The sequence below is a fragment of the Paenibacillus sp. J22R160 genome (assembly GCF_059692135.1).
The window spans coordinates 81091-106759 of sequence record NZ_JCAUAU010000003.1 but is presented as its reverse complement, the minus strand read 5'-3'; the positions used below and the strand labels follow the sequence as shown (position 1 = coordinate 106759).

Below are 25669 nucleotides of genomic sequence, written 5' to 3'. Positions count from 1 at the left end.
ATGCAATGAGTGATGCATAAATTGGAGGGTCTAACCTTATGTCTTTTGATTGGTGAAGAGCGAAAGAATTATATTCTCAATCAGTTGAATTTGGATGGCAAAGTAAAGACGAATGAATTAGTCGAGGCACTGGATGTTTCTTCCGAGACGATTCGTCGTTATTTGGAAGAGCTGGAAGATGAAAATAAGCTGAAACGGGTATATGGCGGCGCGGTCAAAATTAATTTGTCCCGAGATGAGCCGTCCCACCTGAAAAGGGAAGTTCTGTACGCGGATGAGAAGCGTAAAATCGGCCGTGCAGCTGCCACACTCGTGGAGGATAATGACGTTATTTTCATCGATGACGGAACTACGACCCTGCATATCATTGATTATTTACTTAACAAGAAAAACCTGACGGTTCTTACGATTTCCATACCAGCTCTGTACTTGTTAATTGATTACAAAAACAAAGGATTATTCACCGGTGACATCTTTCTCATTGGCGGTAAGGTAAATGCCTTGCATTCCAGGGTCTCAGGTCTACTCGCTGAGAAGATGGTGGAAAATTTCAATGCGGATAAAGCGTTCTTATCCGTGGACGGCATGATGCTGGACAAAGGGATCACTGGCTTCGAGGAAAGTAAAGGTCAATTGACTCAGCAAATGATGAAATATGCCAAGCAAAGCATCGTGCTGTGTGACCACTCCAAGTTTGGTCTGGTACAATTCTACAAAATTGCAGATTTAAGAGAGATCGATATCATTGTCAGCGATGTGGCTGCCCCAAAGGAATGGTCAAACGAATTGGAGAAAAAAGGTGTTGTATGGGTCTCATCAAACGATTAGCTGTGTTATGATAGAACGGTAATCATGACAAATGTTGGGAGCTGATTAGTTTGTCGGTACAACTGAAAGTGATGCAGCCCGCGGGTAACATTGGCATTTTGAAGCATGCCATCACGATGGTGATGGGGATGTGGCTGATTGTTGGCTTGTTTATCGATGGCTTTGCTCATAACCACGGAGCGGTTGAGACCTTTTTTACACCATGGCATGCTATTTTGTACTCCGGATATCTAGCCTGTGCGATTTGGATTCTTATCATTACTTATCAGAACAAAACAAGAGCCCGTCATGCCACTTGGGCAGCGTCCATTCCGACGGGATATAGGCTCGGTGTCGCTGGTGTAATCATCTTTTTCATCGGCGGCATTGGCGATATGCTTTGGCATACGATATTTGGCATTGAGAAAAATATTGAGGCTCTCCTAAGCCCGACACATCTGATCTTATTGACTGGAGCACTGATGATTCTGACCAGCCCGTACCGCGCGATGAGCTATGGGGAGAAGGACGTTTCTCCGAGCTTTCGCCGGTTGCTGCCTGCTCTGACTTCCGTGGCTCTAACCTTTGCCGTGATGGCTTTTTTTCTCATGTATGCATGGTCGTTTCGCCAGAATTTATGGATGGCTAGGGAAGAAGATGCAGTTGCTAAAGCTGTTGTGGATTTCCTGGTTACAACGATGCTGCTCGTTTTGCCGATTATGCTCGTACTCAGAAGGTGGAAGCTGCCTTTCGGCACGGTGACCTATTTCTTTGTTTTTGAGGCGATATTGATGGCGGTGCTGGATGGTTTTTCACACTATGGTTCGATCGTGATTCTGCTCATTAGCGGGATAATCGGGGATTTGCTTTTAAAATCAATCAAAGAAAAAGAAGCCAGCGCGTGGCAGTATCGCGGCGTTTTCTTCCTGCTGCCAATTCTCATCTGGGGCCTATATTTTGCGGATTTGCGCTTGTTTCACACGTTAGATTGGTCTCCTGAGCTTTGGGGCGGCACGATATTTATTTGCGGACTCTGTTCGACGGGATTAAGCATGCTGACAGCCCCAATCACGACTGGAAGAAATCAATGAAAAAGCTAGTCATTCTTCTTGTGGGCTTGGCTATTCTCTTTCTCTTAGCTGCTTGCGGGAATCAAAACACGACCATTGATATGTCAGGCATGCAAATGACAGGAACGATGGGAGCCATGCCGACACATGCCCACAGCAATGATGCCATTGCGCATTTCTCGGTTGCCATGGATCGTTATATGCCGGGTGAAGAGGCGACGATCACCATACTTATTCAAGATAAATGGAATAAACCCATTGATAATTTTGACCTCATGCATGAGAAGCTGATGCATTTGATCGTGGTGAGTAAGGATCTGTCTTATTTTGATCATCTTCATCCTGAGCATGTCGGTAAAGGGCAATTTACAGTCAAGACGAAGTTCCCTACCGGCGGCTATTATCAGCTGATTGCTGATTTCACCCCACAGGGGAGCGGAGAGACGGTGCAAACCCACTGGGTCACAATTAACGGTAACCGTAATGATCCGAAGCAGACGGTGCTGCAACCGGATACCTCGCTGACGAAAGTGGTAGGCCGCAAGGAAGTGACGCTTGCTTTCGACCATCTCATGGCGGGTATGGGGCTGGATATGATCTTCACGATCAAGGATGCCCAAACGAAACAGCCGATTACCGATCTGCAGCCATATTTGGGCAGCTTGGGGCATGTGGTTGCGATCAGCGCCGATGCGAAGGAGTATGTTCATGTCCACCCGAATGAGCAGAAGGGTTCAGGACCTGAAGCGCCTTTCACAATTATTTTCCCCAAAAGCGGTATCTATAAAATTTGGGGGCAATTTCAGCATCAGAATGAAGTATTTATCGTACCTTTTACCATAAAAGTGCCATAAGAGCTTTGCATTTACAATGTCATCTGAATTTTGTAATCAAAAAGAAATATGTTATTCATCTAGCGTTAATGAAACAGGCTTATAATAGAACTCGACCCCCTTTAAAATATATATATCTTAAGACCCGCAGCCCGTTGCTGTGGGTCTCTTTTTTTATGTGGCATAGGTATATTATACGGAGGGAACTACAGTCCGCTATCTCTCTGAAAAGGCACATATTCCGCTTATAGGGGGAACTGCGTTCCGCTATTTTGCCGATATTATCTGAAAAACGGGGTATGGTGACTGAATAGGGCCCTGTAGTTCCGCTCAGCTGGGAAACAGCCCATGTTTCTTCAAATAAAGGACTCAAGTTCCCTTTGGATAAGCTTTAGAGCAAAAAGACAGATCGAATCTAAGATTCGCCTGTCTTTTGAGTAAGTGTTTATTTTTTCGCTACGTCGGAGATAACGAATTTGCCGTTTACTTTTTTTGTTGTATAAGTAGCGCCATCTTTTGTCGTGAATTTGACTTGATCGGCTGTATTTGCCTTGTCAAATGTGACGTCCGCTTTGGTTGTGTCGAGCAGGTTCGTCGGGAAGAATGAAGTTGGGTTAGTTACAATAGCTCCGTCTGCCTTCTGTTCCGTCAAATAGTGAGCAACCAATTTATCTGCCATAGCGGCATCAAAATAACTGGAAAGGAACTTCACGGCTTTCTCTTTGCTATCTGCTGCGATAGGGTTAAGAATGAACTTGTCATCTTTGGATTTTGCTTCGCCGAATAGGAAGCCCACTTTCTCTTGAGCGATTCTAGCACCGATGTAGCCTTTCATGTTGATCGCATCCTGCGTTTCAGCTGTTGCTTGCGGTGAAGCTGCTGCGCTTGCGCTCGGAGACGGGCTAGTCGCTGTATTTTTCGGTTCGGAGGAGCAAGCTGCTCCTGTAACCATCATCGTAAGCAGGACAACGCCTGCGGCTGTTTGTTTCAAAGTCATTTGTGATACACCTCTTCATTTGTATGAATGTATTTATTTGTAAATAAATACATATAATATTTAAATTATTTTATTGCAAGTTTAGAATATACGCTATTTTTAGACGTAATGCAACGAATTCAAGGAAAGTTCACATTCTATTCTGTCCCTGAGAATGTGAAAAAAACCTTCGCATCCACAAGATAAGTGGAGTTGAAGGCTTTTCGTTTTAGCCGATGATCGCGTACTTATTTACGCTTATAAAACAACCTGGAAATCCCAACGCCAATGGCTCCAAGCCCGATAAACAGGATCGCCCGAACGGCGGTAGACACATCAGGTAAATCAATGAAAATAATTTTGAGCAGGGTTACGAACAGGAACAGGATACCGATTAGATTGGCCTTGGCTCTTCGGACAAACAGTCCCGCGACAATGAGGAGCACCGCATAGATCGCCCAAACACCGGAGAGAACGAGATGTTGGTAATCACTATCGAGGCCTTTCGTTAAGGCATTGGTTAATTGAGAGACGAAGATGAGGAGCAGAATGAATCCCATCCAAAGTAAAAGCAGAGAGATTCGCGGCGGTACAAGGCCATCTCGGGCAGAAGTGCGAAAGAACGCATAGAGGCCGCCAATGGTAGCCACAAGCACAAGCCAAGCGAAAGTTTCATGTGATCCTATATCATGAATCGGATGGGCGAGAACGAACAGCATACCGATGAAATAGGTAAGGGCTCCGCTGATTTGTTGCAGTCTGCTTTGGAAGCGGACACCCAAGAAGAGAGCGATGCCGCCTTCAACTAATAGCGCTGATCCAGCTTGGTCGGCATGCAGGACGAAAATCAGCCATAAGAAGATACTGAACGTTGCAATTGAAAGCTGCGCGGAGAAGGTCCTCTTTTGCCTGGATAGCCAGTAGGAAGTACCAACGTACAAAAGCGACCATATGGCCAGCATCCACTCATTGATGAGCCTATCACTGTCTGTAGTGCCATACAAACCGTAGGTCCAGGCTGCAACGAGTCCAAAGCTTAAGAACAGCGTAATGCGCTGTCCAATTCGACTGTCTTGCGAGCGCATAAGCGCAATGCCGAAGAGGAGCAGATGCTGCACGATGATAACGGTGAGCACGGCAGGTTTGTCACTCGCCGTATGGCTGAGCAAGGTTGAAATGAGCAGAGGCAGATGAAGCACGCCAATTGCGGTGAAATAAGCGCCTCGGAAGGCGTAGCGCAAGGATAACAGTATCATAGCCATGGAAAAGAGGCCTTCATATCCAGCAAAAAACCACATATTCGGATGCGCCGAGTCGACCATGAACGGAACGAGGTAACCTGCAAGCAGGGTAATAATCATGAGGGCTTGTGAACGGTGGCGAATTGCTGTAAATACACTAGCAGCTATAGAAAGAATGTAAAGGACGAAAGCAAGCCAGGAGGGGATCAATTCGAACAGCATATGAGCTGCGAAAAGCGATAAGATCAGCACCCCGCTCGCTCCGCCTAGCAGCACTTGCCCTAATGCTATGCGTTTGCGGTGGATTTGCGCTTCCCCTTGCCAATACATAAGACCTGCTGCGGCAACTCCGAGTAGGCAGCGCACTGGTTCGGTAATGAAGCCGGCACTCACGGCTGCTGTAAACCCCCAGAGAACGCCAAGCAGGAAGACGATGATGAATATACGCGGCAGCCAGACTCGGGCGATCAAATGCTCCCAATCTCTTGGGGGAGCGGGCTCTAGGCCAGGAACAAATATTTCCTGCTGGAGGGTAGGCTGTGGAGATGGCTGGCTATGCACAGCTACTGGGGTTGGCGTGCCTGAGCGTTCAGATGCTGAGGCATTTTTTCGGTCGAGCGCATGATCCAGCAACAGCTCGAGTTCTTTGACTTTCTTTTCTAATGCGGCTACTCGCATTTCTAGATCCATTATAGCCCCCTTTGTTGTGATGGTTTAGGTATGTTTTTCCATCTCATTCTATGTTAACATGGGCCTGACAAGACGTGTAGGCAGATAGAGAAAAATAAAAGCGGGACAACTATGCTACAATAGTCATAAACAAGATTAGGATATTAGGAGATGAACCATCATGAGTAAGGAATTAAACGAACAAGAGCTTATCCAATTTATCGTAGAAAAATCGAAAGCAGATGCAATGCAAATTCAGCTCGTACTGAAATATGAGAAAGCGTATATTCTCAAAGCCGAGGAAAATGCCAAAGGGGAAGTGGACATCGACAGCGACGATTTGATCGATCATATTCTGAGCAAGCCGGATGTGAAATTGACGGAGCTGGCGGTTGATACCATTTTGGAAGCGGAAATGGCGTATTTGATGAAACATGGCTTAGCCGGGTACATGGATTAATGAAATAGACGATGCGGGGATTTCTCCTGTGTCGTCCTTTTTTTATTTATCGTAACCAATAAGTTAATTGAATAACATGTATTGACAGGAAATGAGCTTTAGGATGATAATAGTCTTAGTTATATTCGGCTTATTTAATTAACTTATAAATTAACTTTATGGAGGTAGCGTTACCCATGACGAATCAACCCCGAGCAGATTACCCAAGGCCACAATTTGTACGAGACAGTTGGATGAACCTGAATGGCGAATGGGGATTTGAATTTGATGATGACCGCATAGGCAGCAAAGAGAAGTGGCATTTAGGGAACAAAGCGTTATCCAAAACGATTCAAGTCCCCTTCGCTTTTCAGAGTAAGCTAAGCGGCATTGGCAACAATGAGTTTCATGATGTTGTATGGTACCGCAGGGAATTGGTGATTCCGGATTCCTTTGCCAATAAGCGGATTTTGCTTCACTTTGGGGCCGTTGATTACGATGCATCCGTTTGGGTTAACGGCACTTTGGTTGTGACGCATGAAGGCGGACATACGCCATTTCACGCGGACATTACCGATGCTCTTCAGGAAGGCACGAATACATTAGTTGTCAAAGCCATTGATTACAGCAAGGACGTGACGCTGCCTAGAGGCAAGCAGTATTGGCTCTCGGACTCAGCAAGCATTTTCTATACACGAACCACTGGTATCTGGCAAACGGTTTGGATCGAAGCGGTAAGCGCCGATGCTTATTTAAATAAAGTGAAAATTACGCCAGACATTGATAAAAAGCAGGTGGAATTACAATTTTTCATCGAAGCCTCCAAAGTGCATGAGAAGCAGCAGATGAAGGTCGAAATTTCCTTTAAGGGCAAGCTTGTTTCTGAGGACACCTATTTGTTGAAAGACAGCGTTGGGACAAGAACGGTTCGGCTGAAAGACTTTAATGATCATGGACTTGGCGGCTGGTGGACGCCTGAACATCCGAATTTGTACGATGTCACCTTCACCCTGCTAGTTGATGAACAAGCTGTTGATCAAGTGACGAGCTATTTCGGCATGCGTAAAGTTTCGATCGAGAACGGCAAGCTTTGTCTGAACAACCGTCCTTATTTTCTGAAAATGGTGCTGGATCAAGGTTATTTCCCAGATGGGAACTTGACGCCGCCAAGTGATGAGGCGATTAAACAGGATGTGGAGCTGACGAAAGCGATGGGCTTTAACGGCGCCCGTAAGCATCAGAAGCTGGAAGACCCTAGATATCTGTACTGGTGCGATCAGCTCGGGCTTGTCGTCTGGAGTGAGGCGGCAAATGCCTACGAATATACGGAAAAGTATGTAGAACGGTTTACCAAAGAGTGGCAAGCGTCTGTCGATCGCGATTATAACCATCCTTCCATCATTGCATGGGTTCCTCTGAATGAAAGCTGGGGAGTTCCCAATATCCAAATTGATAAAAGGCAGCAGCAGCATGCGCTGACCATGTATCATTTGACCAAATCGCTTGATCCGATGCGTCCAGTTATTTCGAATGACGGTTGGGAACTGGTGAAAACGGATTTATTCTCGATTCACGATTATGAATGGCGCGAAGAGGTTTTGACAGAGCGTTACAGCTCCAAAGAGAAGGCCGTTCACGCGATGCCGGCTAATCGCCGCTTGTTTGTCGAAAGTTTCCCCTATGAAAATCAGCCGATTCTTGTCACTGAGTTTGGCGGGATAGCTTACAAGAAGAGCGATTGGGAGGGCTGGGGTTACTCAGGTGCGGATAACGATGAAGAGTACGAGCAGAAGCTGCGTGCCGTCATTCGTCCACTACTGAACTCGGGTGTTGTTCAAGGATATTGCTATACGCAGTTAACGGATGTGGAACAGGAAATTAATGGCTTGCTTACGTATGATCGGAAACCGAAAATTCCGGTTGAACTGATTAAAGCGATCAATGACCGTAAATAAAGAAGTCGGGGCAGTTAGATGCCCCGGCTTTTTCTTATTCTTCGGCTTCCTCGATGTGAATTTACCCTTTAACAGCGCCAATCATGACGCCTTTGACGAAATACTTTTGCACGAATGGATATAAAATAAGAATGGGCACGGAAGCTACCATGATCGTTGCATATTTGATCGTTTCCCCAATTTGAAATTGATCGGCTGCATTGGCACCGGTTGACATGGAGTCGGTGTTATTCGAAATTAGAATTTCTCTTAAGGTGAGCTGAAGCGGGTACAGATCTCGATCCTTCAGGAAGATGGAAGCATAGAACCAACCATTCCATTTCTCAACGGCATAATAGAGAATCATAACAGCAATAACCGGCATGGAGAGCGGGATGATAATGCGGAACAGGATGACGAAATGATTGGCCCCGTCCATTTTCGCAGATTCCTCAAGGCTTTCAGGTACGGCCATGAAGGCAGTACGCATGATGATCAAATTGAAGGTGTTAACGGCAAAAGGTAGAATCGTAGCCCACAAGGAGTCGATCAAGCCTACACCTTTGACCACCAAGTAAAGCGGGATGAGGCCCCCGCTGAAAAACATCGTTACGACAACAACGAAGATAAATACATTGTTCCACATGACATTTTTACGCGATAGGACATAAGCTCCTAAGGATGTGACGATCAAGTTGGTTGTGACACCGAATATAAGGATGAAGATCGTGTTTTGGTAACCTTTGAGAATGGCAGGGTTCTTAAAAACGCTTTTGTAAGCTTCAATACTGAAGCCTAATGGCTTGAACAAAAACCCTTTGTGGGTGATCAACTGCCCGGCATCGCTGATGGAAGCGAAGGTGACGTAGAGAAGTGGATACAACGTAACGACAACGAGCAAAAGCAATACAATATGGATGATCGTAGTAAACACTTTGTCTGAGTAGCTGGTTTTCACTTCAGTCCCTCCTTTCTCACCATAAGCTGCTTTGACTTATTTTTTTACTGATTTTATTTGCTGCAATGAGCAAGGCCAGATTGATGACGGAATTGAACAAACCGACGGCGGAGCTATAACTCCAACCGAATTCGATTAATCCTTTTCGATAAACGAAGGAGGAAATCACATCAGCCGTATCGTACGTACTGGGGTTATACAGCAAAATAATTTTCTCGAAACCAACGTTCAGCAGATTCCCCATTCGCAGAATGAACATGATCGCAATCGTCGGTAGAATACCCGGGAGGGTAATATGCCAGATTTGCTTTAATCGGTTGGCCCCGTCTATTTTCGCCGCTTCATACTGCTCCTGATCAATTCCCATGAGTGCCGCTAAATAAATGATAGACTCCCACCCAATTTTCTGCCATATTTCCGATAAAATATAGATCGTCCGGAACATCTCAGGCTTCTGCAGCATGGCCGTGTCGCTGAAGCCAAAATGAGTCAGAAAGTTATTAATGAGCCCGCCATTATTCGTAAAATCCTTGATCATCCCGGCAATAACGATGAGGGAGATGAAATAAGGCATGTACGTAACCGTTTGTACGAAACGCTGGAATCTTTTATTCGTCAACTCATTGATCAGAATGGCCAAAATAATAGGAGCAGGAAACTCAAAGCATAGGGAGTAAAGCGAGATAATAACGGTGTTTTTGAGAATTCGCCAGAAATAATAGGAACTGAAGAAGTCATTGAAGTGCTGGAAGCCGACCCATGCGCTGCCCAAAATCCCTTTAATCGGGGTATACTCCTTGAACGCAATCAGAGCTCCATACATCGGCGCATAATGGAACACAATGTAGTAGACCAGCACGGGAACCATCATCAGGTACAAATATTTGTTGAGCAAAAAATCGCGCTTGAAGCGTACTTGGAACGTTGCTTGCCCTGTTTTGCGCATGAAATCTCTCCTTTCGCCGTGAGTTTCTAGTAAAGCAGGGAGGGCGTTTGCCCTCCCCCTGGCCTGTTATCTATCTTTTGTTGAAACGATCCAAGGATGCTTTCTTGATTTCAAGCGCGCGGCTCAGCTTCACAGACTTGAATTTCTCTTGATATTTCTCAAAGGAATCAACAGGCTCAGTGCCCAAAATAATTTTAAGCGTCATTTCATCGACCAACGTGTTGAGGTCAGTCATGATTTTGGCCAGCTCTGTGCTTTCTTCCGGTGTAGCCGTGATTGGCGGCAATTTATGTTTGTCTACGTCTGTTTTTTGCCAAGTTGTAACGGCATCACGTTGCGTTTGCAGAGCCAAATACTGCTCAATGTAGCGTTTATCTTGAACGAATGGACCATTGTAGTTACCGCGTACATACAGGGACAGCGCTTGTGCCGGTGCTAATTTATCCGGATTTTTCATAACAAGATCGGTATATTTCGGATAGCCATTTTCCATTTTGTAGGAAACGCCTTCGCTGCCGAAGTTGAAGTAATTATGACCTTCTTCGGAGTAACCATAGTCAAGAAGCTTTGCTGCAGTCTCAATATTTTTGGAAGAGGCTGTGATCGCAACCATACCGCCTGGCGAGAAGGACGGGTCTTTCTGGCCGTACATCGCGATATCGCCTTTTTTGAGCACCGGATATGGCGCTGCAACGAGCACGCCCTTCGGATCTTTCGCTGTAATGAGCGGCTGCCATTTACCGATACCGCCGCCTGCATTATTTACCGTAACCCCTGTTGCGCCGGAGGCCATATTGGCATCCAAAGCTTTGCCGTCCGCTGTTGCAAAGTTTTTATCAATCAGACCTTCTTCATACCATTTGTGCAGGGTAGCAAGGAAATCTTTGTAGCCTTTTTCAGCTGGACCAAATTTAATCGTGCCGTTGTCGTTATAGAAATCACGCGTCACGCCATAAGCACCTGCGAAAGCGCCGTTTCCTAATTCATTGAAAGGTCTAGGCACACTGACGACGGAGAATGCAGCTGTAGCGCCTTTTTTCTCTTTAAATGCTTTAAGTGTCGTATACCAATCGTCAATCGTTTCAGGAATCGGCAGGCCTAGTTCATCCAGCCAGTCTTTGCGGATAATCGGACCTTGATAGACACGCAAGTAATCATCGCCGCGAATGAAAGGGAAGGAATAGTAGCTGCCGTTATCAGTTTTTACTTGTTTATCGATTTCAGGATGCTCTTTGAGATATTTCTTCAAGTTAGGTGCAAACTTATCAATCGTATCATTCAATTTCAAAATGTAGCCGTCTTTGATCGCTTTTTCAGGACCGCCGGGGAATGCCCCTTGCCAGTCAAACTCAATCATATCTGGAAGATCACCTGATGCTAACAAAACGTTCAATGCTTGCTGACCTTGGTTCGTAGGAGGAGCAAGGAACTTCAATGGAACACCGGTCTTTTTCTGCCAATCCTGGAAAAAAGGAATATCTGCGTGAGCCGCTTTAACCCCTGTCACGTTGCCAGGCAGTTCGCCCCAGTACGTCAGGGTCTTGTCTGATTTGAGCGGGTACGTGACTGCTGCACCGGCAGGTGCTGTTGATGCTCCAGCAGTCGCTTTCGGACTTGTGCTGGATTCCGAAGTTGGTGTGTTCGATGACGAACAAGCGACTGTCAAGCTTCCCATTAATGTTGTTGCGACAAGAACGGTGAACATTTTTTTTCTGTTTTTTTGCATAGATTGACCTCCTAAGAGTTACTGAGTTTTTCGCCAGAACCAACTGGCATCGCAGACGATACGGCATTTTGCGCAAATTGTTGAGGTGCTCTCTGTCACACCTTCACTATATGATAACGCTTACAAAACAACCATCTGCAAATTATCCAATTGCTTCTTGAATTGTTGAGAGATGCTCTACAAAATATCCAATTGGGTCTTCAAAATAACCGAATTTGGCCTATAAACAGGAGTGGACAGCCCATGGGCTGCCCAAAGTATCTACTTTTCAATCAGTTCCTTGTATTTGCCTGGCGTGATACCTTCGACTTTTTTGAAAACACGGATAAAGGCATTAATATCATTGAAACCTACACCGTTTGCAGCATCGCCGACCGATTGCTCTTGGCTTTTCAGAAGCTGCTTGGACTTGTCGATCCTGACTTTATTGATGCGATCCAGCAAACCTTCTCCCACATAATCTTTGAACAGCTTCGACAAGTAGGTGGCTTTGCGGTCAAAATGGCTGCCAATCATGGTTACATTCAAATTCGCGTCGGAGTAATTATTTTCGATATAAATTGAAATTTCGTCGACCAGCTGCTGCAGCGCTTTTTGCCGCGTTTGCGAGATAGCTACCTGACGTTTGGCAGCTGTATATGCGCATACCTGCTCTAGCATTTCGTTCAAATACAGATTCATTTCTGGGACGGTTATGCTGCTTAACAGCCGGTCGACCAGCTTGGGATTGCGGATGAAGAAGCTCTCCTGAATGTCTCCGGTTTCACTAATGCTTTTCATCATTGTCGTAACCAAGCCTAACATTAAGCACTTGGTTAAGGAGACCGAGATCCCGCGGATTTCAAAATTTTTGTTCATGATCTCGCCAAGAATGCTCCTAGCATCTTCCAATTCCCCTGATTTCACGGCATACAGGAACTGTTGTTCAATTTGCAGCGGGTAATAGTAGCCGGAAGCCGGCTCACAGACACGGTTAGCTTGCAAATCATCATAGGCGAGGATCTCTCGTCCGCCCATAACCAATTTATAGGCCATGGAATCCAGCGCTTCTAAGAAAGCTTGAGGTACACTTGATATTTTCTCATGTATGCTGCTGATCGAAATGGTCAAATGAATGTCATAGGCAGCGGAGAGGAAGCGCTGCGTCTCTTCGGCGATGCGCAGCAGCTCCTCCTTGCCATTCTCATCCGCTTCCAGCGTTAAATTGACTAAGCAGGCAAGGGAATCGTCAATTTCCGTCGCATAGCCGCGGTGCCGCTTGGACATCAGCTCTTCCACAACATTCATAATAATGAATTGCAGCAGCTTCCATTTATCCTCAACAGACGTATGGGTAATTCGTTCGAAGAACGGTGCGCTTTTATCGACGACAAACAGCATAACGGCAAAATCCTTGCGATCGAGCTTCATATCAAAAGTCGTCAGAGCTTCGGCAATTGGCACATGCCGGTCAAGCTTTCCTTTCAGCAGCTTTTCGATGAAATGAGAGCGGACCATGTGCCGCTGCTGTTCCATTTTGCTTTTGAAATCAGCCATCTCAAGTAAAGTACTGTCCACCGCTTCTTGTATGAAGTGAAACTCGTTATAGCGCTCGCCTGAGGCATATGTCATCTTCTTGGAAAATGCATGGACGAGACGCCGAACGGGATTATAATTGCGCCGTAAAAAGAAGAAAGTCAGAATACCGCCGCCAAGCAGCGAAATGGCCATACTCATATACGTCAAATTACGGATGTGAGCCGCTTTTTGCCAATAAATCGTACTTGGCATGATGGACACATATTTTAATTTGGAACGGGGGGACTGAATGTTAAAAACCTCGTATTTCTCCTTATTTGAGCCGGAAAAATAGAAGTTTGGCGTGTTCGCTAATTTGTCGTAAGGGAAATCGCTGGGAAGGGCTTGGGCCGAATTGGAAGCCAGAATTTGATTCTCATTATTCAAAATAAAGACGTGCCCTTTATTGAAAATTTCCATATTTTGAATAGCACCAAGAATACGAGACTGATCGACCATAATGACATTCGTGGCTAGCGGTTGATTGTGCTCTACAGGGTAGGTGCTGATATAAGCCACCGTTTTGCGCAGCATATTATCGTCACCGATCCGCGTCATCGGAATAAAACCTTTGAAGTTGGGACGAGTCATAATTTCTTGCCAAGCTGAAAAGGAGAATTCATCGCTCATATGCAGGGTTTGGTAGGCAAAAGCACTAGGCCTGACCGTAGTAGGGAGAATAACGGATTGATCCTTATACAAATAGACATAGAAAGAGTCAATTAATGGATAGGAGGTTTTGTACATCGATAAATTACGTGCGATTTGAGAAATATCATAGCGATATTCTTTGGGGAAGGCCTCATATTTATTAGAATAGAGCAGTTCCTGCATGTTCACATTCCAGGTGATTTCAAAGTTTAGCTGCTCCATGGCTTTGAATTGGTTGTCCATGACTTCGCGAACCTGTTTCAGTAAGGAATCGTTGGCTTGTTGAATTTCATCCTTCAGCGTTTTGTTGGATTCCACATACAAGAGTAAACCGATAACAACAGGTAAAAGGAGAATAACGATATAGGAGATCATCCAGGTTAAGACAATGCTTTGTCCATTAAAGATGATTTTATTCTTCATGCTAGCAATCCCCTCACAATCAAAATCGGACTAGATAACGAGCTCATAACCGATCCAAATGTATGCGCTCTCATTTCATTGTATTTCCTTTCCATCGTCGAAGTCAACGATAGAAAAGAACCATTTTTTATTCGCAAACTAGTGAGACTCTTGCATTTACTGAGATTCTTCAACGGGCTTGAACCGATTTTTCCCGAAAAAGAAATAAAATAAATAGGAGATCACGGTATAGACTACTGCTGTGATGCAGAAAGCATATGCGTACCCGTAATAAGGGCCATGACGGAATACCAGGCCTGTACTTATCGGAGCCGCCAAGAACCAGCCTAAGTTAAAAACGGCTTCTCCTGAGGAGGAGGCTAGTCCGCGCAGCGAACGGTCGACATAGCTCATTTTGACCGAGTTGTAAAACGGATTCGCCGCGTTCATCAAGGCCTGACGGAACAAATACCCGCCGGAAGATAAGTAGAAATTAGCTGAGAAAGCGGTCAGAAGGAGGAAGGGGATAGAACAGAGCTGCAAGTATACAACGGATCTGACTTCCCCAAATCTCTTCACAATCATCGGGCCGATGAGAAAGGCAATCGCGGTTGCTCCTTGACCTAACGCGACAACAATACCGATTGCCGACTTCGAAGCTTCAAAGCGATCCTCGAAATACACATTTAAATAAGGCACAATCATTCCCCCGCCGATAGCTGACAGTAAACCGAGCAGGCAGAAAATGCCGATGACTTGAAGGGAAGATTTGTGTGAGCGCCACGAATGCTTCCAATTGAGCGGTTCCCTGCGCGGCTGCGTTTCCTGCTCGCTTTTTTCGAACAAAGCCACAGGGATGACGCCAAGCGCAGCAAAGACAACGCCAATTAATAATGTAAAACGTAAACTTAAAATCTCCTCTAACCCGATGATGAATTGGAAAAAGTCACATAGAAGGCCTCCGAGCGCAATACCAACAACATTTGCAATCATCACTAGCGCCATATTAAAACTGAATAAATGTACACGCTGCTGTGGAGTGGAATTGTTAGCCATAAAAGGCAGGATGGTCGCCGAGACGACAGCAAGTGCCATGCCCCCGAAGAAAGATGAAACGAGCATGCCACTTTCGACCTCGAATAAAGAGCGAACCGTCAATGCGACAATGGTAAAAACAAGACCAAACGTAATGACACGTTTCGGTCCGAATCGGTCATTCATAATACCTGCGGGAATAAGAATGAGGGCTGCTGCCAGTGAAGTCATGCCAACGATGCTGCCGACAGTCGTTTGCTCATAGCCGAGACTTTTGACATACAGATTATAAACGAGTCCAAACATACCCAAACCTAGGTTCCAAACAAAGTTAAAGCAAAAGAACAGCAAAATATTTCGGCTGTACCCCTGAAACTGAAACTTCCATTCTTGTAGCAAAGTTGCCATGCTAGATTCCTGCCTTCGTATTGTGTGTCTAATTTGTAGCCGCTTTACCCATTCTACCATCGGTAAATAATTTTGAACACGTTAAAGACTTGATATTAAATGGGATCTGTATAATAATAAGTAGTCTAATCTACGAAACAGGGAGAACATGCTGAAAATGTCTACATCAACGAGTACCGTTACGGAAGAACAGAAACCAGAAGTCGAACAGATTGAAATTTGGAAATGTAAAGAGGCAGATTGTAAAGCATGGGTTCGCAAAGAATTCGTTACGGAAGCTTTACCAACATGCCCGCTCTGCAAAAATCCGATGATTCGCAGCTATAAGCACGTGCCAGTGACTGCGAAAAAAGGAAACAAAAAATTCCTGGTAGGGAAAAAGCGTTTCTAACCTGAATATCCAAAGACCAAAGCATCTTCGACAACGCTCTTAGAGTGATGCTTTCGGTCTTTTTTTCTTGCAAGATTAACGGTGAACAAGCATACGATGATTAGTGAGGGGGAATGCCGATGGAGCAGCCTGATCTAAATCTAAGTAATGATACCTTAAGGTTGATAGAAAAGCTGAAAAAGAGAAAAAAGGAATGGGACAGACTAAAGAGGGCTCAATGGATATTTCTCATTGTTACTGGCGCTTTGCTGCTATATTTCACAATCTCCTTTTATCATAAGGTTTTATTAGTTTCGGGTGGCAATGCCATGGTCATCCTTGATTTGCTTGTTTCGAACAAAGGATTATCGGCTTCGCTACTGGCTTGCATAAGCTTTTTCATGTTTAGCCGAAACCTTGTGAGGCAAAAAGAGAAAGCCAAAACGAAATACGAAAATATCCGCATGGAAACCGTCGACAGGCTTGATGCTGATTGGTTGAATGATATCAAATCGGAATCTCGCGATAAAATCTCTAGTTATTTAGATAAAGAGTTTGATATCAACATTGCGTATAAAGGTTAATTTGGCACAAAAAGACCATGCGAATTCGCATGGTCTTTTTGTTAGATAGATTTGACAATTAATTGCCGTAGCTGACTTTTAAGCAGCCCTCGGCCTATCGATTTGGTGGAAAGAGGACAGCTTCAAAAACAGCGATCCGGTTGGCAGTCTTTATTAGAGGAAGAAAGCCTTGCTTTTGTTCTTTCCGCCAGCTTAGTAATCGACTCGATGTCTTGAGTGGTTAATTGGTCTAGAAAATGTTCGCGTATGGCCTTTGAGACTATAGGAAGGGCTGCATCCAGGGCTGACTTACCGGCTGAAGTAATGATGACTTGAACACTACGTTCTGTGTCTAATTGTTTTCTTAACACAAGTCCGCGGTTCTCCATCCGCGTTAGATGATGTGACAATCGGCTCTTATCCCAGTCCATCGAAGCCGCCAATTCCTGTTGGCGAAGCTTACCGTCCCCAAATTTGACTAACCGGTCTAATACGCCAAAATCGCCTTCCGAAAGTCCCGTATGTTCGGTCATGTCTTTAATAACACGACCGAAGATTTTCTTAAAGGAACCCTTCCACATATTCCAAATTTTCATTTCCGCTTCGTTTAGTTCGTTCATATTCATAGGAGCATCATAGCATGGTTGACGCGTCAACCGCAATGTGTTAAAGTGAATTAGGTTGATACGTCAACCTAATTGGACTAATCATTTTATTTAAAGAGAGGAACATTTATTATGGACATACATGACAAAGTTGTTCTTATTACGGGAGCCTCCGCGGGTATCGGCTTAGCCACAGTACGCCGCTTTGCCGCCGCTGGTGCGAAATTAGCATTGGTAGCTCGATCTGCAGATGTACTCCATCAGCTCGCTGAGGAATTGAAGAGTCAAGGAAATGACGCTGTAGCTCTGCCTGCTGACTTGAGCGATCCGACACAAGTTCAACGAGTGATTAATGAGACAGCGCGGCACTTTGGCCGCTTGGATGTGGTCATCAATAACGTAGGGCAAGCTGCAGTTGGAGCGATCGCCGACATCAATAGCGATGACTTTCGTAAGATCTTTGACCTTAATGTGATTGGGCCATTAGCAGCTATGCAAGCTGTGATCCCTATTATGCGAGAGCAAGGAGGAGGACTGATCATCAATATAAGTTCGGTGGTTACCAAGATGAATAAACCTGGAATCGGAGCCTATGCAGCTACTAAGTCTGCTTTGAACATGCTTTCCGATACAGCAAGAGTTGAATTGGCCTCCGAGCATATCCGGGTGATTACCGTCTATCCGCGTGCAACCGCAACGGAGTTTGGCAAATCCGCTCTGGGCGCTCAACAGCAGCCACAAGCTTCTTCCACTCCATCCGATACGCCTGAATATGTTGCAGAGAAAATCTTGGCGGCAGCATTAAATGAGCCGGATGAGCAATATATGGATAAATGATATTCAGCAAAAGAATCTGGGTAGAGGTACGGGTCCGCAATAGCGGGCCCTTCTTGTGTTCTGCTCATCTACCGGTGCAAACAGTCCTACACTTATTCCAATTACAATGGATAATTAGTTGATAAGTAGGGTATAATATGATAAAACTACGCCCAAAAATTAGCCCTGCATGAAAAACGTCGAATACTAAAAATCGTAACACTGGAATTGAGGTAAATGGCATGTTATATCCTTCAATTGATAAACTGCTTGATATCGTAGATAGCAAGTATTCTCTAGTTGTAGCTTCTTCCATGAGGGCAAGATCTTTGCGTGACGGAGCTAAGTCTGATTTGAAAGGCCAAAAGTCCCACAAATATGTTGGAATTGCTTTAGAAGAACTTTACGGCAACTATATCAGTTATGAAAAACTTATGACCGAGACGGACAAGAAATAAACAAGCGGCAAGGTGCAGCGCACTCAAGAAATTGAGGGTGCTGCATTTTTTTTATATAAAAGGACCCACCCAAGAAAACCGCGCTAATACGCGGTTTTTTGTTATGTCTGCACAAATTATTTTAGGCGAAGTATTTAATTTAAAATAGTACCTTGACAGTCATAGTAATATGCTTTATTATGCAGTTATGGAGGTGATGACATGAGTGAGAACAAAATCACATCCGACCTGATGCGCGGGCATACGGATACAATGATTTTACGGCTCTTGTCTGAAGCTGATCGCTATGGTTATGAGGTTGTCAATCTGGTTGCCGAGCGCTCAGGCGGCGAGTACGAATTAAAGGAAGCGACGATGTACTCCAGCTTCCGGCGGCTCGAGGCAGACTCGGATATCGAGTGGTACTGGGGTGATGAAACCCAGGGTGGACGACGCAAGTACTTTCGAATTACCGCAAAGGGTAAGGATACTTATTCCCGCAACAATAGCAATTGGGAGTATGCAAAGCGCGTGTTAGATAATTTAGTATAAGGAGATGGCTATTATGAATCAGAAATTGGCGAACTATTTGAACGGTGTTTTCACACCATACGACGGGGTAAAAAGCGTAAACGAATTAAAGGCGGACCTGCACTCCGATTTGCAGGAGCGTTACAGAGAACTCAAAGCCGAGGGCAAAGACGATGAAACAGCATTGAAGATGACGATTGAGAGTATCGGGGACATCGAGCAAACGATCTTGGAGGTCGCCAACCTCTCTCGCTCGCTGGAACGGCAAGTGCTGATTAACTTTAGTGCAAGCAACCTGGTGAAAAGCGACTTTGCAGGCGTTAGAGCCCATAAAGGACAGTTTAATGGCAGCGCGTTGCACGGTTCCGACTTTTCGGGCGCAGATTTGACCGGCAGTGTATTTAAAGCAAGCGATGTACGCGAAGCCAATTTTGACGGCGCGAATCTCACGGACTGCAGCCTAACCGCGCTTGACCTGTCAAAAACTAGCTTTAAGAAAACGATCCTTGTACGAACTAATTTCAGCAAGTCGGGGCTTGAAGGAGCCAGATTCACAGGCGTAAGAATGACCGATGTTACGTTATCGATGACCGATCTAAGAAAAACGATTTTTGAAAGTTGTTTATTTGATGGGGTTGACTTCAAATACTCCGATCTGACCAAGCAGTGTTTTGACGGACAGACGTTTATCGGCGTTAAGTTTGACAAAGCGGCATTAAACGAAGCTTCGTTCAGAAATGCAACGCTTAAGAATGTATCTTTCATGTCGGGGTTTACCTTGTCTAAGAAATATTACAAGGCTATCAAAAGCATCTGCTTCGACGGTGCGACCATGGATAAACTGACCTTTGCCGCGCTTAAAGGCATGGAAGCCAATTTGTCAAAAGTTACAGTCATTTAATTTAAAGGAGGGATTCTGATGCAAACCGTGCAGAGCAAACCCATTCAAGTAAAAGGATTGGAAAAATCCTACAAGGACCATCAAGTGCTGAAGGGCGTAGATTTCGAGGTTGAAAAGGGCAGTATCTTCGCGCTCCTTGGCTCCAACGGGGCGGGCAAGACAACGGTTGTAAAAATCCTCACCACGCTGCTGAAGCAAGACAGCGGAATCGCCACCATTAACGGATTCGATGTAGCGTCGAAACCTGAGAATGTACGGCAAGTGATCAGTCTAACCGGGCAATTTGCCGCGGTGGACGAAATTTTAACCGGACGAGAAAATCTGATCATGATCGCGAAGCTGCGATACCTCAAGGACCCGCGTCAGGTTGCGGATGACTTGCTTAAACGCTTAGGCCTAACTGACGCCGCCGACCGCAGGGTGTCTACTTATTCAGGCGGTATGCGCCGCAGGCTTGATATCGCCTTAAGCCTCGTGGGAAAACCGCAGATTATTTTCCTTGACGAACCAACTACAGGGCTTGATCCCGAAGCGCGGATCGAGGTATGGAAAATAGTCAAAGAGCTTGCCGACGGGGGGACGACGGTACTTCTTACGACACAGTATCTGGAGGAAGCCGAGCAGCTCGCTGACAAGATTGCCATTCTACACGAAGGCAGAATTATCGCGAGCGGCACACTTTCGGATTTAAAAAAGCTGTTTCCATCAGCAAAGGTGGAATATGTTGAAAAGCAGCCGACATTAGAGGAAATATTCCTAGCAATCGTCGGTAAAAAGGAGGGGAAATAAATGGAGACGGTAAAAAATCATTTTTTCAGCGACGTTAGTGTCATGCTTGGACGTTCCATGCGCCATATTTTCCGCAGCATGGACACCATCGTCACGGTTACCATTATGCCGATTGCGATGATGCTCTTGTTCGTCTATGTGCTAGGTGGCGCCATTCAAACCGGCACGGATAACTATGTGAATTACTTGTTGCCCGGTATCTTACTTATTGCTATTGCTAGCGGCGTGTCCTATACGGCTTACCGATTGTTTATCGATGTGCAACGGGGTATATTCGAGCGGTTTCACACCATGCCGATTGCTCGTTCCACCTTACTATGGGGGCATGTTATAACCTCGCTTGTATCCAACGCGATATCCGTTGTCGTCATCATTCTCGTATCGTTGATTATGGGCTTTCGTTCGCCCGCTGGCGTGCTGCCGTGGCTTGCCGTAGCCGGCATCCTCGCACTGTTTACTTTGGCCTTAACTTGGGTCGCAGCAATAGCCGGACTTTCCGCAAAAACGGTCGACGGAGCTAGCGCCTTTTCCTACCCGATTATCTTCTTGCCCTTTATCAGCTCAGCATTCGTGCCAACCGAGTCGATGCCGACCATCGTTCGCATCTTTGCTGAGAACCAACCGGTGACCTCGATTGTAGAAGCCATTCGCGCATTGCTGTCAGGCCAGCCGGTGGGTAATGAAATATGGGTCGCACTTGCGTGGTGCGTCGGAATTATGCTCCTGGCTTATATCTTTGCAATGAGAGTTTATAAAAAAAGAATATGAAAAGGCATGAGATCGTGGAAATACCGAACTCTCATTGTCAGATGACTAGAAAGTGTTAACACGATTAACCGCCGATAGGCGGTTTTATTGTGTTAAAAGTGTGTTATATGCACATTCCAGCACTTTTACCTATTGGCATCCATGAAATAAGATATTAATATGGTTTACAAAGATAAATTGCAAAGTGGGGAATCGAACTGGAATGAGATACGAATGCCAATACATAGCTGATGAAAATGCTCGTATTCTTTGGGATGAAATAACTTCGGGCGTGCTGTACGATGTTGTAACCGGAGGCAATCCTCGATTGGAAACTCGATTCCGCGCATGCTGGACGGCGGATGCTTTGCATGTCCGGTTTGATTGCGAGGACGACCATGTCGTGGCGACGATGGAACGGCGTGATGATCCTATCTATGAGGAGGATGTCGTGGAGGTATTTCTTGACCCCATTGGCACGGGCAAAGTCTACTACGAATTCGAACTCAGCCCGCGGGGCGTTGAATTCGATGCTCGGATTCACAACAACCTCGATGGGATTAAAAAAGTGGATGTGGCTTGGGACGCTAAGGGCTTGCGTACGTCTGTCTCCGGTGGGGCAGAGGGATGGAAGCATTACGAGCTGCGAATTCCATTTGCCGATTTAAGGGACGAGCAGGAGCCGGCGCGAGTCCCGCTGCATGGTGACGAGTGGGGCTGCAATCTGTATCGGATAGATGACGATACGGAAGGGCAGCGGCATTACTGGGCCTGGTCTCCGACCGGTGCAGTTAACTTTCATATTCCGCAGCGTTTTGGGAAGCTGGTGTTTGTGAAAGAATAGAAAGAAGCTCCGACTTCCTCTCAAGAGGAATCGGAGCTTCTTTTATTTAGCGGAACTACAGGCTGCTATTTGTCTGAAGTGCAGCTGTATAGCGGATGAGGGGGAACTGTGGTCCGTTATTTCATCATTTTGAGGTGGAAGGTGGCCAACTTGGGGCAGATAAGACCCTGTAGTTCCGTCTCACACAGAAAATGGCCGATTTCGCTCAAATAGCGACCTGTAGTTCCCGTATGCTTGGTATGTCTTACAATCTTAAGCGCCACTCAGCACATCGTGAACGTGCTGCCAAGCCCAATCGAGCTCCTCCCGCGTAATGGTTAGCGGAGGAGCCAAGCGAATAATGTGCTCGTGTGTCTCCTTGCACAAGAGTCCCTTCTCTTTCAGCTGTTCGCAGAATGGCCGGGCCGGGACCTTAAGGTCAATACCAATGAACAGCCCGCGTCCGCGAATCTCCGCGATCAGCGGAGACTGAATTTCCTGAAGCCGCTTCAGGAAATAAGCCCCAAGCTCATCCGAGCGCTCTGCGAGCTGCTCGTCTTCGATCACTTCCAGCGCCGCGATAGCGACGGCGCAGCCGAGCGGGTTCCCGCCGAAGGTGGATCCGTGGGACCCGGGCTCGAACACCTCAAGGACCTCACGATCTCCGGCTACGGCAGAGATCGGAAAAACACCGCCGCCGAGCGCTTTGCCCATGATGTACAGGTTCGGCGTGACGCCTTCCCAGTCCGTGGCGAAGCGGCGGCCCGTACGGCCGAATCCGGTCTGGATTTCGTCCGCCACAAAAAGCACGCGATTCGCTTGGCATAGCTCATAGCATTCCCGCAGATAGCCATCCCGCGGAATGACAATGCCGGCCTCGCCTTGAATCGGCTCGAACAAGAACCCGGCTGTATGCGGTCCGATAGCCGCCCGAAGCGCCTCCACATCGCCATAAGGGATGATGCGGAAGCCCGGCGTGAAAGGCCCGAAGCCGCGCTTGTATTCCGGCGATGACGAGAAAGAAGTGACCGTCACCGTGCGCCCGTGGAAATTCCCTTCGCAGACGATAATTTCCGCTTGATCATCCGGAATCCCTTTGACGTCGTAGCCCCAGCGGCGGATGGCTTTTACCGCCGTTTCAACAGCTTCCGCCCCAGTATTCATAGGCAAAATCATCGGCTTATTTGTGTAATTCGCTAATTTTTCATAAAAAACCCCGAGTGTCTCACTATGAAAAGCTCTTGAAGTCAAGGTGACTTTCTCGGCTTGTTCATGGAGCGCTTTCAAGAGATGGGGGTGACGATGTCCCTGATTCAAAGCCGAGTAAGCGCTCAGCATATCCATAAAGCGGTTGCCTGCCGGATCTTCGACCCAAACGCCTTCGGCTTTTGAAATGACGATAGGCAGCGGGTGGTAATTATGCGCTCCGTACTTTTCTGTTTGCTCAATGATCAAAGAACTTTTTGTGTCCATGAGTATTCCTCCTTGGAGTTCAACCTGGCCAAACCTGTTTGGATACCTGTATTGTCGCACATAGCGAGCTTGTAATCCATTGTATTCTTCTGGTTATAAGGTTGCTCATGTGCGGCGATTTATGGATTTTTCAATATCCGGGCAGCGTATTTACGCGAAATGTCCTTTGCATGTGGCTTCGTGCGAGCATATATTAGTAGAGAGTCAGACGTGATGCACGCTTTCTCAAAATGTATCAAAATTCAATCATGGTAACGTGCAAGTTGGGTAATATTATTTGAAGAATACGAAAACCATTCGTTTTATGAAAATGCTTTCATTTTCGCATAAATTTATTACAAGCCGTGCAGATATTGCAGGAATTGTAGCAGGAAGGCGCGAATAGTTGTGATAACTACTGTACATTACAGTGGTCAATTAATTTCATCCTCTGAAGGATGCTACTAGATCATCTACTTCGCGAGCAGTTACTTTAATGAAAAAGGAACGGTGTGTACGATGAGTATTCGCATTGAAAAAGATTTTTTAGGTGAAAAACAAGTTCCAGCCGAGGCCTATTACGGCATTCAAACGATGCGTGCGCTTGAGAATTTTCCAATTACAGGCGTTAAAATTCATGCAGAACTTATAACGGCTTTAGCAGAAGTAAAACGAGCAGCAGCTCTTGCGAATATGGAAACCCATATGCTGCCTAAGAAGATTGCTGAGCCACTAGTAAAAGCAGCTGAAGAAGTCAGAGGAGGCAAACTACTGGATCAGTTCATCGTAGATTCCATCCAAGGGGGAGCAGGAACTTCGATCAATATGAATATGAATGAAGTTCTGGCCAATCGGGCGCTGGAGTTGATGGGTGAGGAGAAAGGCAGTTACTTTCACTGTAATCCAAACAATCATGTGAATATGTCGCAGTCAACGAATGATGTTATTCCTACCGCAATCAAGATTGCCGCATACCGGTTATCTCAATCATTGATCGAGACGATGATTTCGCTGCAGAGCGCTTTTGCAAGGAAAGAAACGGAATTTGATGATGTGATAAAAATGGGAAGAACGCATCTTCAAGATGCTGTTCCGATTCGTCTTGGACAAGAATTCGGTGCCTATGCACGTGTCTTGCAACGTGATATCAATCGGATTCGCCAAGCTTCGACCGGACTTTTGACGGTGAACATGGGGGCGACTGCCGTAGGTACGGGGTTGAATGCGAAGACGGAGTATGTCAATCGCGTGATGTTCCATTTGAAAGATCAGTGTGGAATCCCGGTTGAGAATGCCGAGCATTTGGTTGACGGCACTCAAAACATGGATGCGTACACAGAACTCTCGGCATCTTTGAAGGTTTGTGCGGTGAATCTGTCCAAAATATGCAACGATATTCGTTTGATGGCTTCCGGTCCGCGCGCTGGATTAGGGGAGTTGAAGCTGCCCCCAAGACAGCCTGGTTCCTCGATCATGCCCGGAAAAGTAAACCCTGTAATGCCGGAAGTTGTGAACCAAGTTGCCTTCCAAGTCATCGGGAACGATCATACGATTTGCTTGGCGTGTGAAGCGGGGCAGTTCGAGCTTAACGTGATGGGGCCAGTACTTGCGTTTAACTTGCTGCAGTCGCTCAAAATCTTGCGCAACGCGGCGGATGTCTTCGAGCGTTTCGCGATTGAAGGTTTGGAAGCGGACCGTGACCGATGCCGCACCTATGTCGAGCAAAGCTTCGGCATCGTTACTGCCTTGAATCCGCATCTTGGCTATGAGGTAGCCGCGCAGCTGGTGAAAGAGGCCGTGCGCACAGGCATGACGCTGAAAGAGCTGATCCTGGAGCGCGGCTTGCTGACTACGGAGGAGATTGAAGAAATCCTCAATCCGATTCAGATGACGACGCCAGGCATTGCCGGCGAAAGATTGCTACAGCCTGCAGACTAAGTCTGGCTGAACCTACCAAACGCCCTCAACTCATCGAAAAGATGG

At 46.1% G+C, this 25669-nt stretch carries 24 protein-coding genes; 15 read left to right on the top strand and 9 right to left on the bottom strand.

Annotation, left to right across the window (positions count from 1 at the left end; all coding sequences use genetic code 11):
• Positions 1–12: 12 nt before the first annotated feature.
• Genes AC58UW_RS07610 through AC58UW_RS07600 form a run of 3 tightly spaced genes read left to right on the top strand, consistent with a single transcriptional unit; the run spans position 13 to position 2731 of the window.
• On the top strand, positions 13–828 hold the full coding sequence (locus tag AC58UW_RS07610) for a DeoR/GlpR family DNA-binding transcription regulator (RefSeq protein WP_497420099.1): 816 nt from the start codon (positions 13–15) through the stop codon (positions 826–828).
• Positions 829–878: 50 nt separating this feature from the next.
• The gene (locus tag AC58UW_RS07605) at positions 879–1898 is read left to right on the top strand and encodes a hypothetical protein (protein ID WP_497420098.1); all 1020 of its coding nucleotides are present in this window, start codon (positions 879–881) and stop codon (positions 1896–1898) included.
• On the top strand, positions 1895–2731 hold the full coding sequence (locus AC58UW_RS07600; RefSeq protein ID WP_497420097.1) for a DUF8832 domain-containing protein: 837 nt from the start codon (positions 1895–1897) through the stop codon (positions 2729–2731). The genes AC58UW_RS07605 and AC58UW_RS07600 overlap by 4 nt, the downstream gene beginning before the upstream one ends.
• A gap of 424 nt (positions 2732–3155) precedes the next feature.
• Here the strand turns inward: AC58UW_RS07600 and AC58UW_RS07595 are convergent, their stop codons facing one another.
• Positions 3156–3707, bottom strand: coding sequence for a hypothetical protein (locus AC58UW_RS07595; RefSeq protein WP_497420096.1), 552 nt, complete (start codon positions 3705–3707; stop codon positions 3156–3158).
• A gap of 227 nt (positions 3708–3934) precedes the next feature.
• Positions 3935–5617 (bottom strand): DUF2339 domain-containing protein, encoded by a 1683-nt coding sequence (locus AC58UW_RS07590; protein WP_497420095.1) that lies wholly within the window; start codon positions 5615–5617, stop codon positions 3935–3937.
• Between the two features lie 160 nt (positions 5618–5777).
• Between AC58UW_RS07590 and AC58UW_RS07585 the strand changes: the two genes are divergently transcribed.
• Together AC58UW_RS07585 and AC58UW_RS07580 are read left to right on the top strand one after the other, a co-directional pair.
• On the top strand, positions 5778–6056 hold the full coding sequence (locus tag AC58UW_RS07585) for a hypothetical protein (RefSeq protein WP_497420094.1): 279 nt from the start codon (positions 5778–5780) through the stop codon (positions 6054–6056).
• A gap of 176 nt (positions 6057–6232) precedes the next feature.
• The gene (locus AC58UW_RS07580; RefSeq protein WP_497420093.1) at positions 6233–7990 is read left to right on the top strand and encodes a glycoside hydrolase family 2 protein; all 1758 of its coding nucleotides are present in this window, start codon (positions 6233–6235) and stop codon (positions 7988–7990) included.
• A gap of 61 nt (positions 7991–8051) precedes the next feature.
• Here the strand turns inward: AC58UW_RS07580 and AC58UW_RS07575 are convergent, their stop codons facing one another.
• The 5 genes from AC58UW_RS07575 to AC58UW_RS07555 all read right to left on the bottom strand — a co-directional run bounded on the left by AC58UW_RS07575 (position 8052) and on the right by AC58UW_RS07555 (position 15652).
• A complete protein-coding gene (locus tag AC58UW_RS07575) occupies positions 8052–8927 on the bottom strand; it encodes a carbohydrate ABC transporter permease (RefSeq protein WP_497420092.1) in 876 nt (291 codons plus the stop codon).
• 16 nt (positions 8928–8943) lie between these two features.
• Positions 8944–9873 (bottom strand): ABC transporter permease, encoded by a 930-nt coding sequence (locus tag AC58UW_RS07570; protein WP_497420091.1) that lies wholly within the window; start codon positions 9871–9873, stop codon positions 8944–8946.
• A gap of 70 nt (positions 9874–9943) precedes the next feature.
• Positions 9944–11599, bottom strand: a complete 1656-nt coding sequence (locus AC58UW_RS07565; protein WP_497420090.1) for an extracellular solute-binding protein — start codon at positions 11597–11599, stop codon at positions 9944–9946.
• A gap of 261 nt (positions 11600–11860) precedes the next feature.
• Entirely contained in the window at positions 11861–14230 is a 2370-nt protein-coding gene (locus AC58UW_RS07560; protein WP_497420089.1) for an AraC family transcriptional regulator, read from the bottom strand.
• Between the two features lie 156 nt (positions 14231–14386).
• Entirely contained in the window at positions 14387–15652 is a 1266-nt protein-coding gene (locus AC58UW_RS07555; protein ID WP_497420088.1) for an MFS transporter, read from the bottom strand.
• Between the two features lie 157 nt (positions 15653–15809).
• Between AC58UW_RS07555 and AC58UW_RS07550 the strand changes: the two genes are divergently transcribed.
• Positions 15810–16043 carry a cold-inducible protein YdjO-related protein gene (locus AC58UW_RS07550; protein ID WP_167060956.1) on the top strand — a complete coding sequence of 78 codons (234 nt, stop codon included), beginning with the start codon at positions 15810–15812 and terminating at the stop codon, positions 16041–16043.
• A gap of 119 nt (positions 16044–16162) precedes the next feature.
• A complete protein-coding gene (locus AC58UW_RS07545; protein ID WP_497420087.1) occupies positions 16163–16606 on the top strand; it encodes a DUF2663 family protein in 444 nt (147 codons plus the stop codon).
• Between the two features lie 122 nt (positions 16607–16728).
• Here AC58UW_RS07545 and AC58UW_RS07540 read toward each other — a convergent pair whose 3' ends face one another.
• Positions 16729–17205 (bottom strand): MarR family winged helix-turn-helix transcriptional regulator, encoded by a 477-nt coding sequence (locus tag AC58UW_RS07540; RefSeq protein ID WP_497420086.1) that lies wholly within the window; start codon positions 17203–17205, stop codon positions 16729–16731.
• A 117-nt stretch (positions 17206–17322) separates the two neighbouring features.
• Here AC58UW_RS07540 and AC58UW_RS07535 point away from each other — a divergent pair, with 117 nt between their 5' ends.
• The 7 genes from AC58UW_RS07535 to AC58UW_RS07505 all read left to right on the top strand — a co-directional run bounded on the left by AC58UW_RS07535 (position 17323) and on the right by AC58UW_RS07505 (position 22255).
• Positions 17323–18027, top strand: coding sequence for an SDR family NAD(P)-dependent oxidoreductase (locus AC58UW_RS07535; protein WP_497420085.1), 705 nt, complete (start codon positions 17323–17325; stop codon positions 18025–18027).
• A 221-nt stretch (positions 18028–18248) separates the two neighbouring features.
• Positions 18249–18464: a DNA-directed RNA polymerase subunit omega gene (rpoZ, locus tag AC58UW_RS07530; protein ID WP_497420084.1), complete on the top strand. Its 216-nt coding sequence runs from the start codon at positions 18249–18251 to the stop codon at positions 18462–18464.
• 201 nt (positions 18465–18665) lie between these two features.
• Complete coding sequence (locus tag AC58UW_RS07525; protein ID WP_497420083.1) at positions 18666–18995, top strand: PadR family transcriptional regulator; 330 nt, start codon at positions 18666–18668, stop codon at positions 18993–18995.
• A 13-nt stretch (positions 18996–19008) separates the two neighbouring features.
• A complete protein-coding gene (locus AC58UW_RS07520; protein WP_497420082.1) occupies positions 19009–19875 on the top strand; it encodes a pentapeptide repeat-containing protein in 867 nt (288 codons plus the stop codon).
• 18 nt (positions 19876–19893) lie between these two features.
• Positions 19894–20664, top strand: a complete 771-nt coding sequence (locus tag AC58UW_RS07515) for an ABC transporter ATP-binding protein (protein ID WP_497420081.1) — start codon at positions 19894–19896, stop codon at positions 20662–20664.
• Positions 20665–21432: an ABC transporter permease gene (locus tag AC58UW_RS07510; RefSeq protein WP_497420080.1), complete on the top strand. Its 768-nt coding sequence runs from the start codon at positions 20665–20667 to the stop codon at positions 21430–21432.
• Between the two features lie 202 nt (positions 21433–21634).
• Positions 21635–22255: a carbohydrate-binding family 9-like protein gene (locus AC58UW_RS07505; protein ID WP_497420079.1), complete on the top strand. Its 621-nt coding sequence runs from the start codon at positions 21635–21637 to the stop codon at positions 22253–22255.
• 252 nt (positions 22256–22507) lie between these two features.
• On the opposite strand, the gene AC58UW_RS07500 is transcribed toward AC58UW_RS07505, so the two are convergent.
• A complete protein-coding gene (locus tag AC58UW_RS07500; RefSeq protein WP_497420078.1) occupies positions 22508–23707 on the bottom strand; it encodes an ornithine--oxo-acid transaminase in 1200 nt (399 codons plus the stop codon).
• Positions 23708–24205: 498 nt separating this feature from the next.
• Between AC58UW_RS07500 and aspA the strand changes: the two genes are divergently transcribed.
• A complete protein-coding gene (gene aspA / locus AC58UW_RS07495) occupies positions 24206–25624 on the top strand; it encodes an aspartate ammonia-lyase (protein ID WP_497420077.1) in 1419 nt (472 codons plus the stop codon).
• Positions 25625–25669 lie beyond the last annotated feature (45 nt).

Excerpts from the sequence above, each read along its gene's own strand:
- AC58UW_RS07610 (WP_497420099.1), top strand. The coding sequence starts at position 13 with ATGCATAAATTGGAGGGTCTAACCTTATGTCTTTTGATTGGTGAAGAG.
- AC58UW_RS07600 (WP_497420097.1), top strand. The coding sequence starts at position 1,895 with ATGAAAAAGCTAGTCATTCTTCTTGTGGGCTTGGCTATTCTCTTTCTC.
- AC58UW_RS07595 (WP_497420096.1), bottom strand. The coding sequence starts at position 3,707 with ATGACTTTGAAACAAACAGCCGCAGGCGTTGTCCTGCTTACGATGATG.
- AC58UW_RS07590 (WP_497420095.1), bottom strand. The coding sequence starts at position 5,617 with ATGGATCTAGAAATGCGAGTAGCCGCATTAGAAAAGAAAGTCAAAGAA.
- AC58UW_RS07585 (WP_497420094.1), top strand. The coding sequence starts at position 5,778 with ATGAGTAAGGAATTAAACGAACAAGAGCTTATCCAATTTATCGTAGAA.
- AC58UW_RS07580 (WP_497420093.1), top strand. The coding sequence starts at position 6,233 with ATGACGAATCAACCCCGAGCAGATTACCCAAGGCCACAATTTGTACGA.
- AC58UW_RS07570 (WP_497420091.1), bottom strand. The coding sequence starts at position 9,873 with ATGCGCAAAACAGGGCAAGCAACGTTCCAAGTACGCTTCAAGCGCGAT.
- AC58UW_RS07565 (WP_497420090.1), bottom strand. The coding sequence starts at position 11,599 with ATGCAAAAAAACAGAAAAAAAATGTTCACCGTTCTTGTCGCAACAACA.
- AC58UW_RS07560 (WP_497420089.1), bottom strand. The coding sequence starts at position 14,230 with ATGAAGAATAAAATCATCTTTAATGGACAAAGCATTGTCTTAACCTGG.
- AC58UW_RS07555 (WP_497420088.1), bottom strand. The coding sequence starts at position 15,652 with ATGGCAACTTTGCTACAAGAATGGAAGTTTCAGTTTCAGGGGTACAGC.
- AC58UW_RS07550 (WP_167060956.1), top strand. The coding sequence starts at position 15,810 with ATGTCTACATCAACGAGTACCGTTACGGAAGAACAGAAACCAGAAGTC.
- AC58UW_RS07545 (WP_497420087.1), top strand. The coding sequence starts at position 16,163 with ATGGAGCAGCCTGATCTAAATCTAAGTAATGATACCTTAAGGTTGATA.
- AC58UW_RS07540 (WP_497420086.1), bottom strand. The coding sequence starts at position 17,205 with ATGAACGAACTAAACGAAGCGGAAATGAAAATTTGGAATATGTGGAAG.
- AC58UW_RS07535 (WP_497420085.1), top strand. The coding sequence starts at position 17,323 with ATGGACATACATGACAAAGTTGTTCTTATTACGGGAGCCTCCGCGGGT.
- rpoZ (WP_497420084.1), top strand. The coding sequence starts at position 18,249 with ATGTTATATCCTTCAATTGATAAACTGCTTGATATCGTAGATAGCAAG.
- AC58UW_RS07525 (WP_497420083.1), top strand. The coding sequence starts at position 18,666 with ATGAGTGAGAACAAAATCACATCCGACCTGATGCGCGGGCATACGGAT.
- AC58UW_RS07520 (WP_497420082.1), top strand. The coding sequence starts at position 19,009 with ATGAATCAGAAATTGGCGAACTATTTGAACGGTGTTTTCACACCATAC.
- AC58UW_RS07515 (WP_497420081.1), top strand. The coding sequence starts at position 19,894 with ATGCAAACCGTGCAGAGCAAACCCATTCAAGTAAAAGGATTGGAAAAA.
- AC58UW_RS07510 (WP_497420080.1), top strand. The coding sequence starts at position 20,665 with ATGGAGACGGTAAAAAATCATTTTTTCAGCGACGTTAGTGTCATGCTT.
- AC58UW_RS07505 (WP_497420079.1), top strand. The coding sequence starts at position 21,635 with ATGAGATACGAATGCCAATACATAGCTGATGAAAATGCTCGTATTCTT.
- AC58UW_RS07500 (WP_497420078.1), bottom strand. The coding sequence starts at position 23,707 with ATGGACACAAAAAGTTCTTTGATCATTGAGCAAACAGAAAAGTACGGA.
- aspA (WP_497420077.1), top strand. The coding sequence starts at position 24,206 with ATGAGTATTCGCATTGAAAAAGATTTTTTAGGTGAAAAACAAGTTCCA.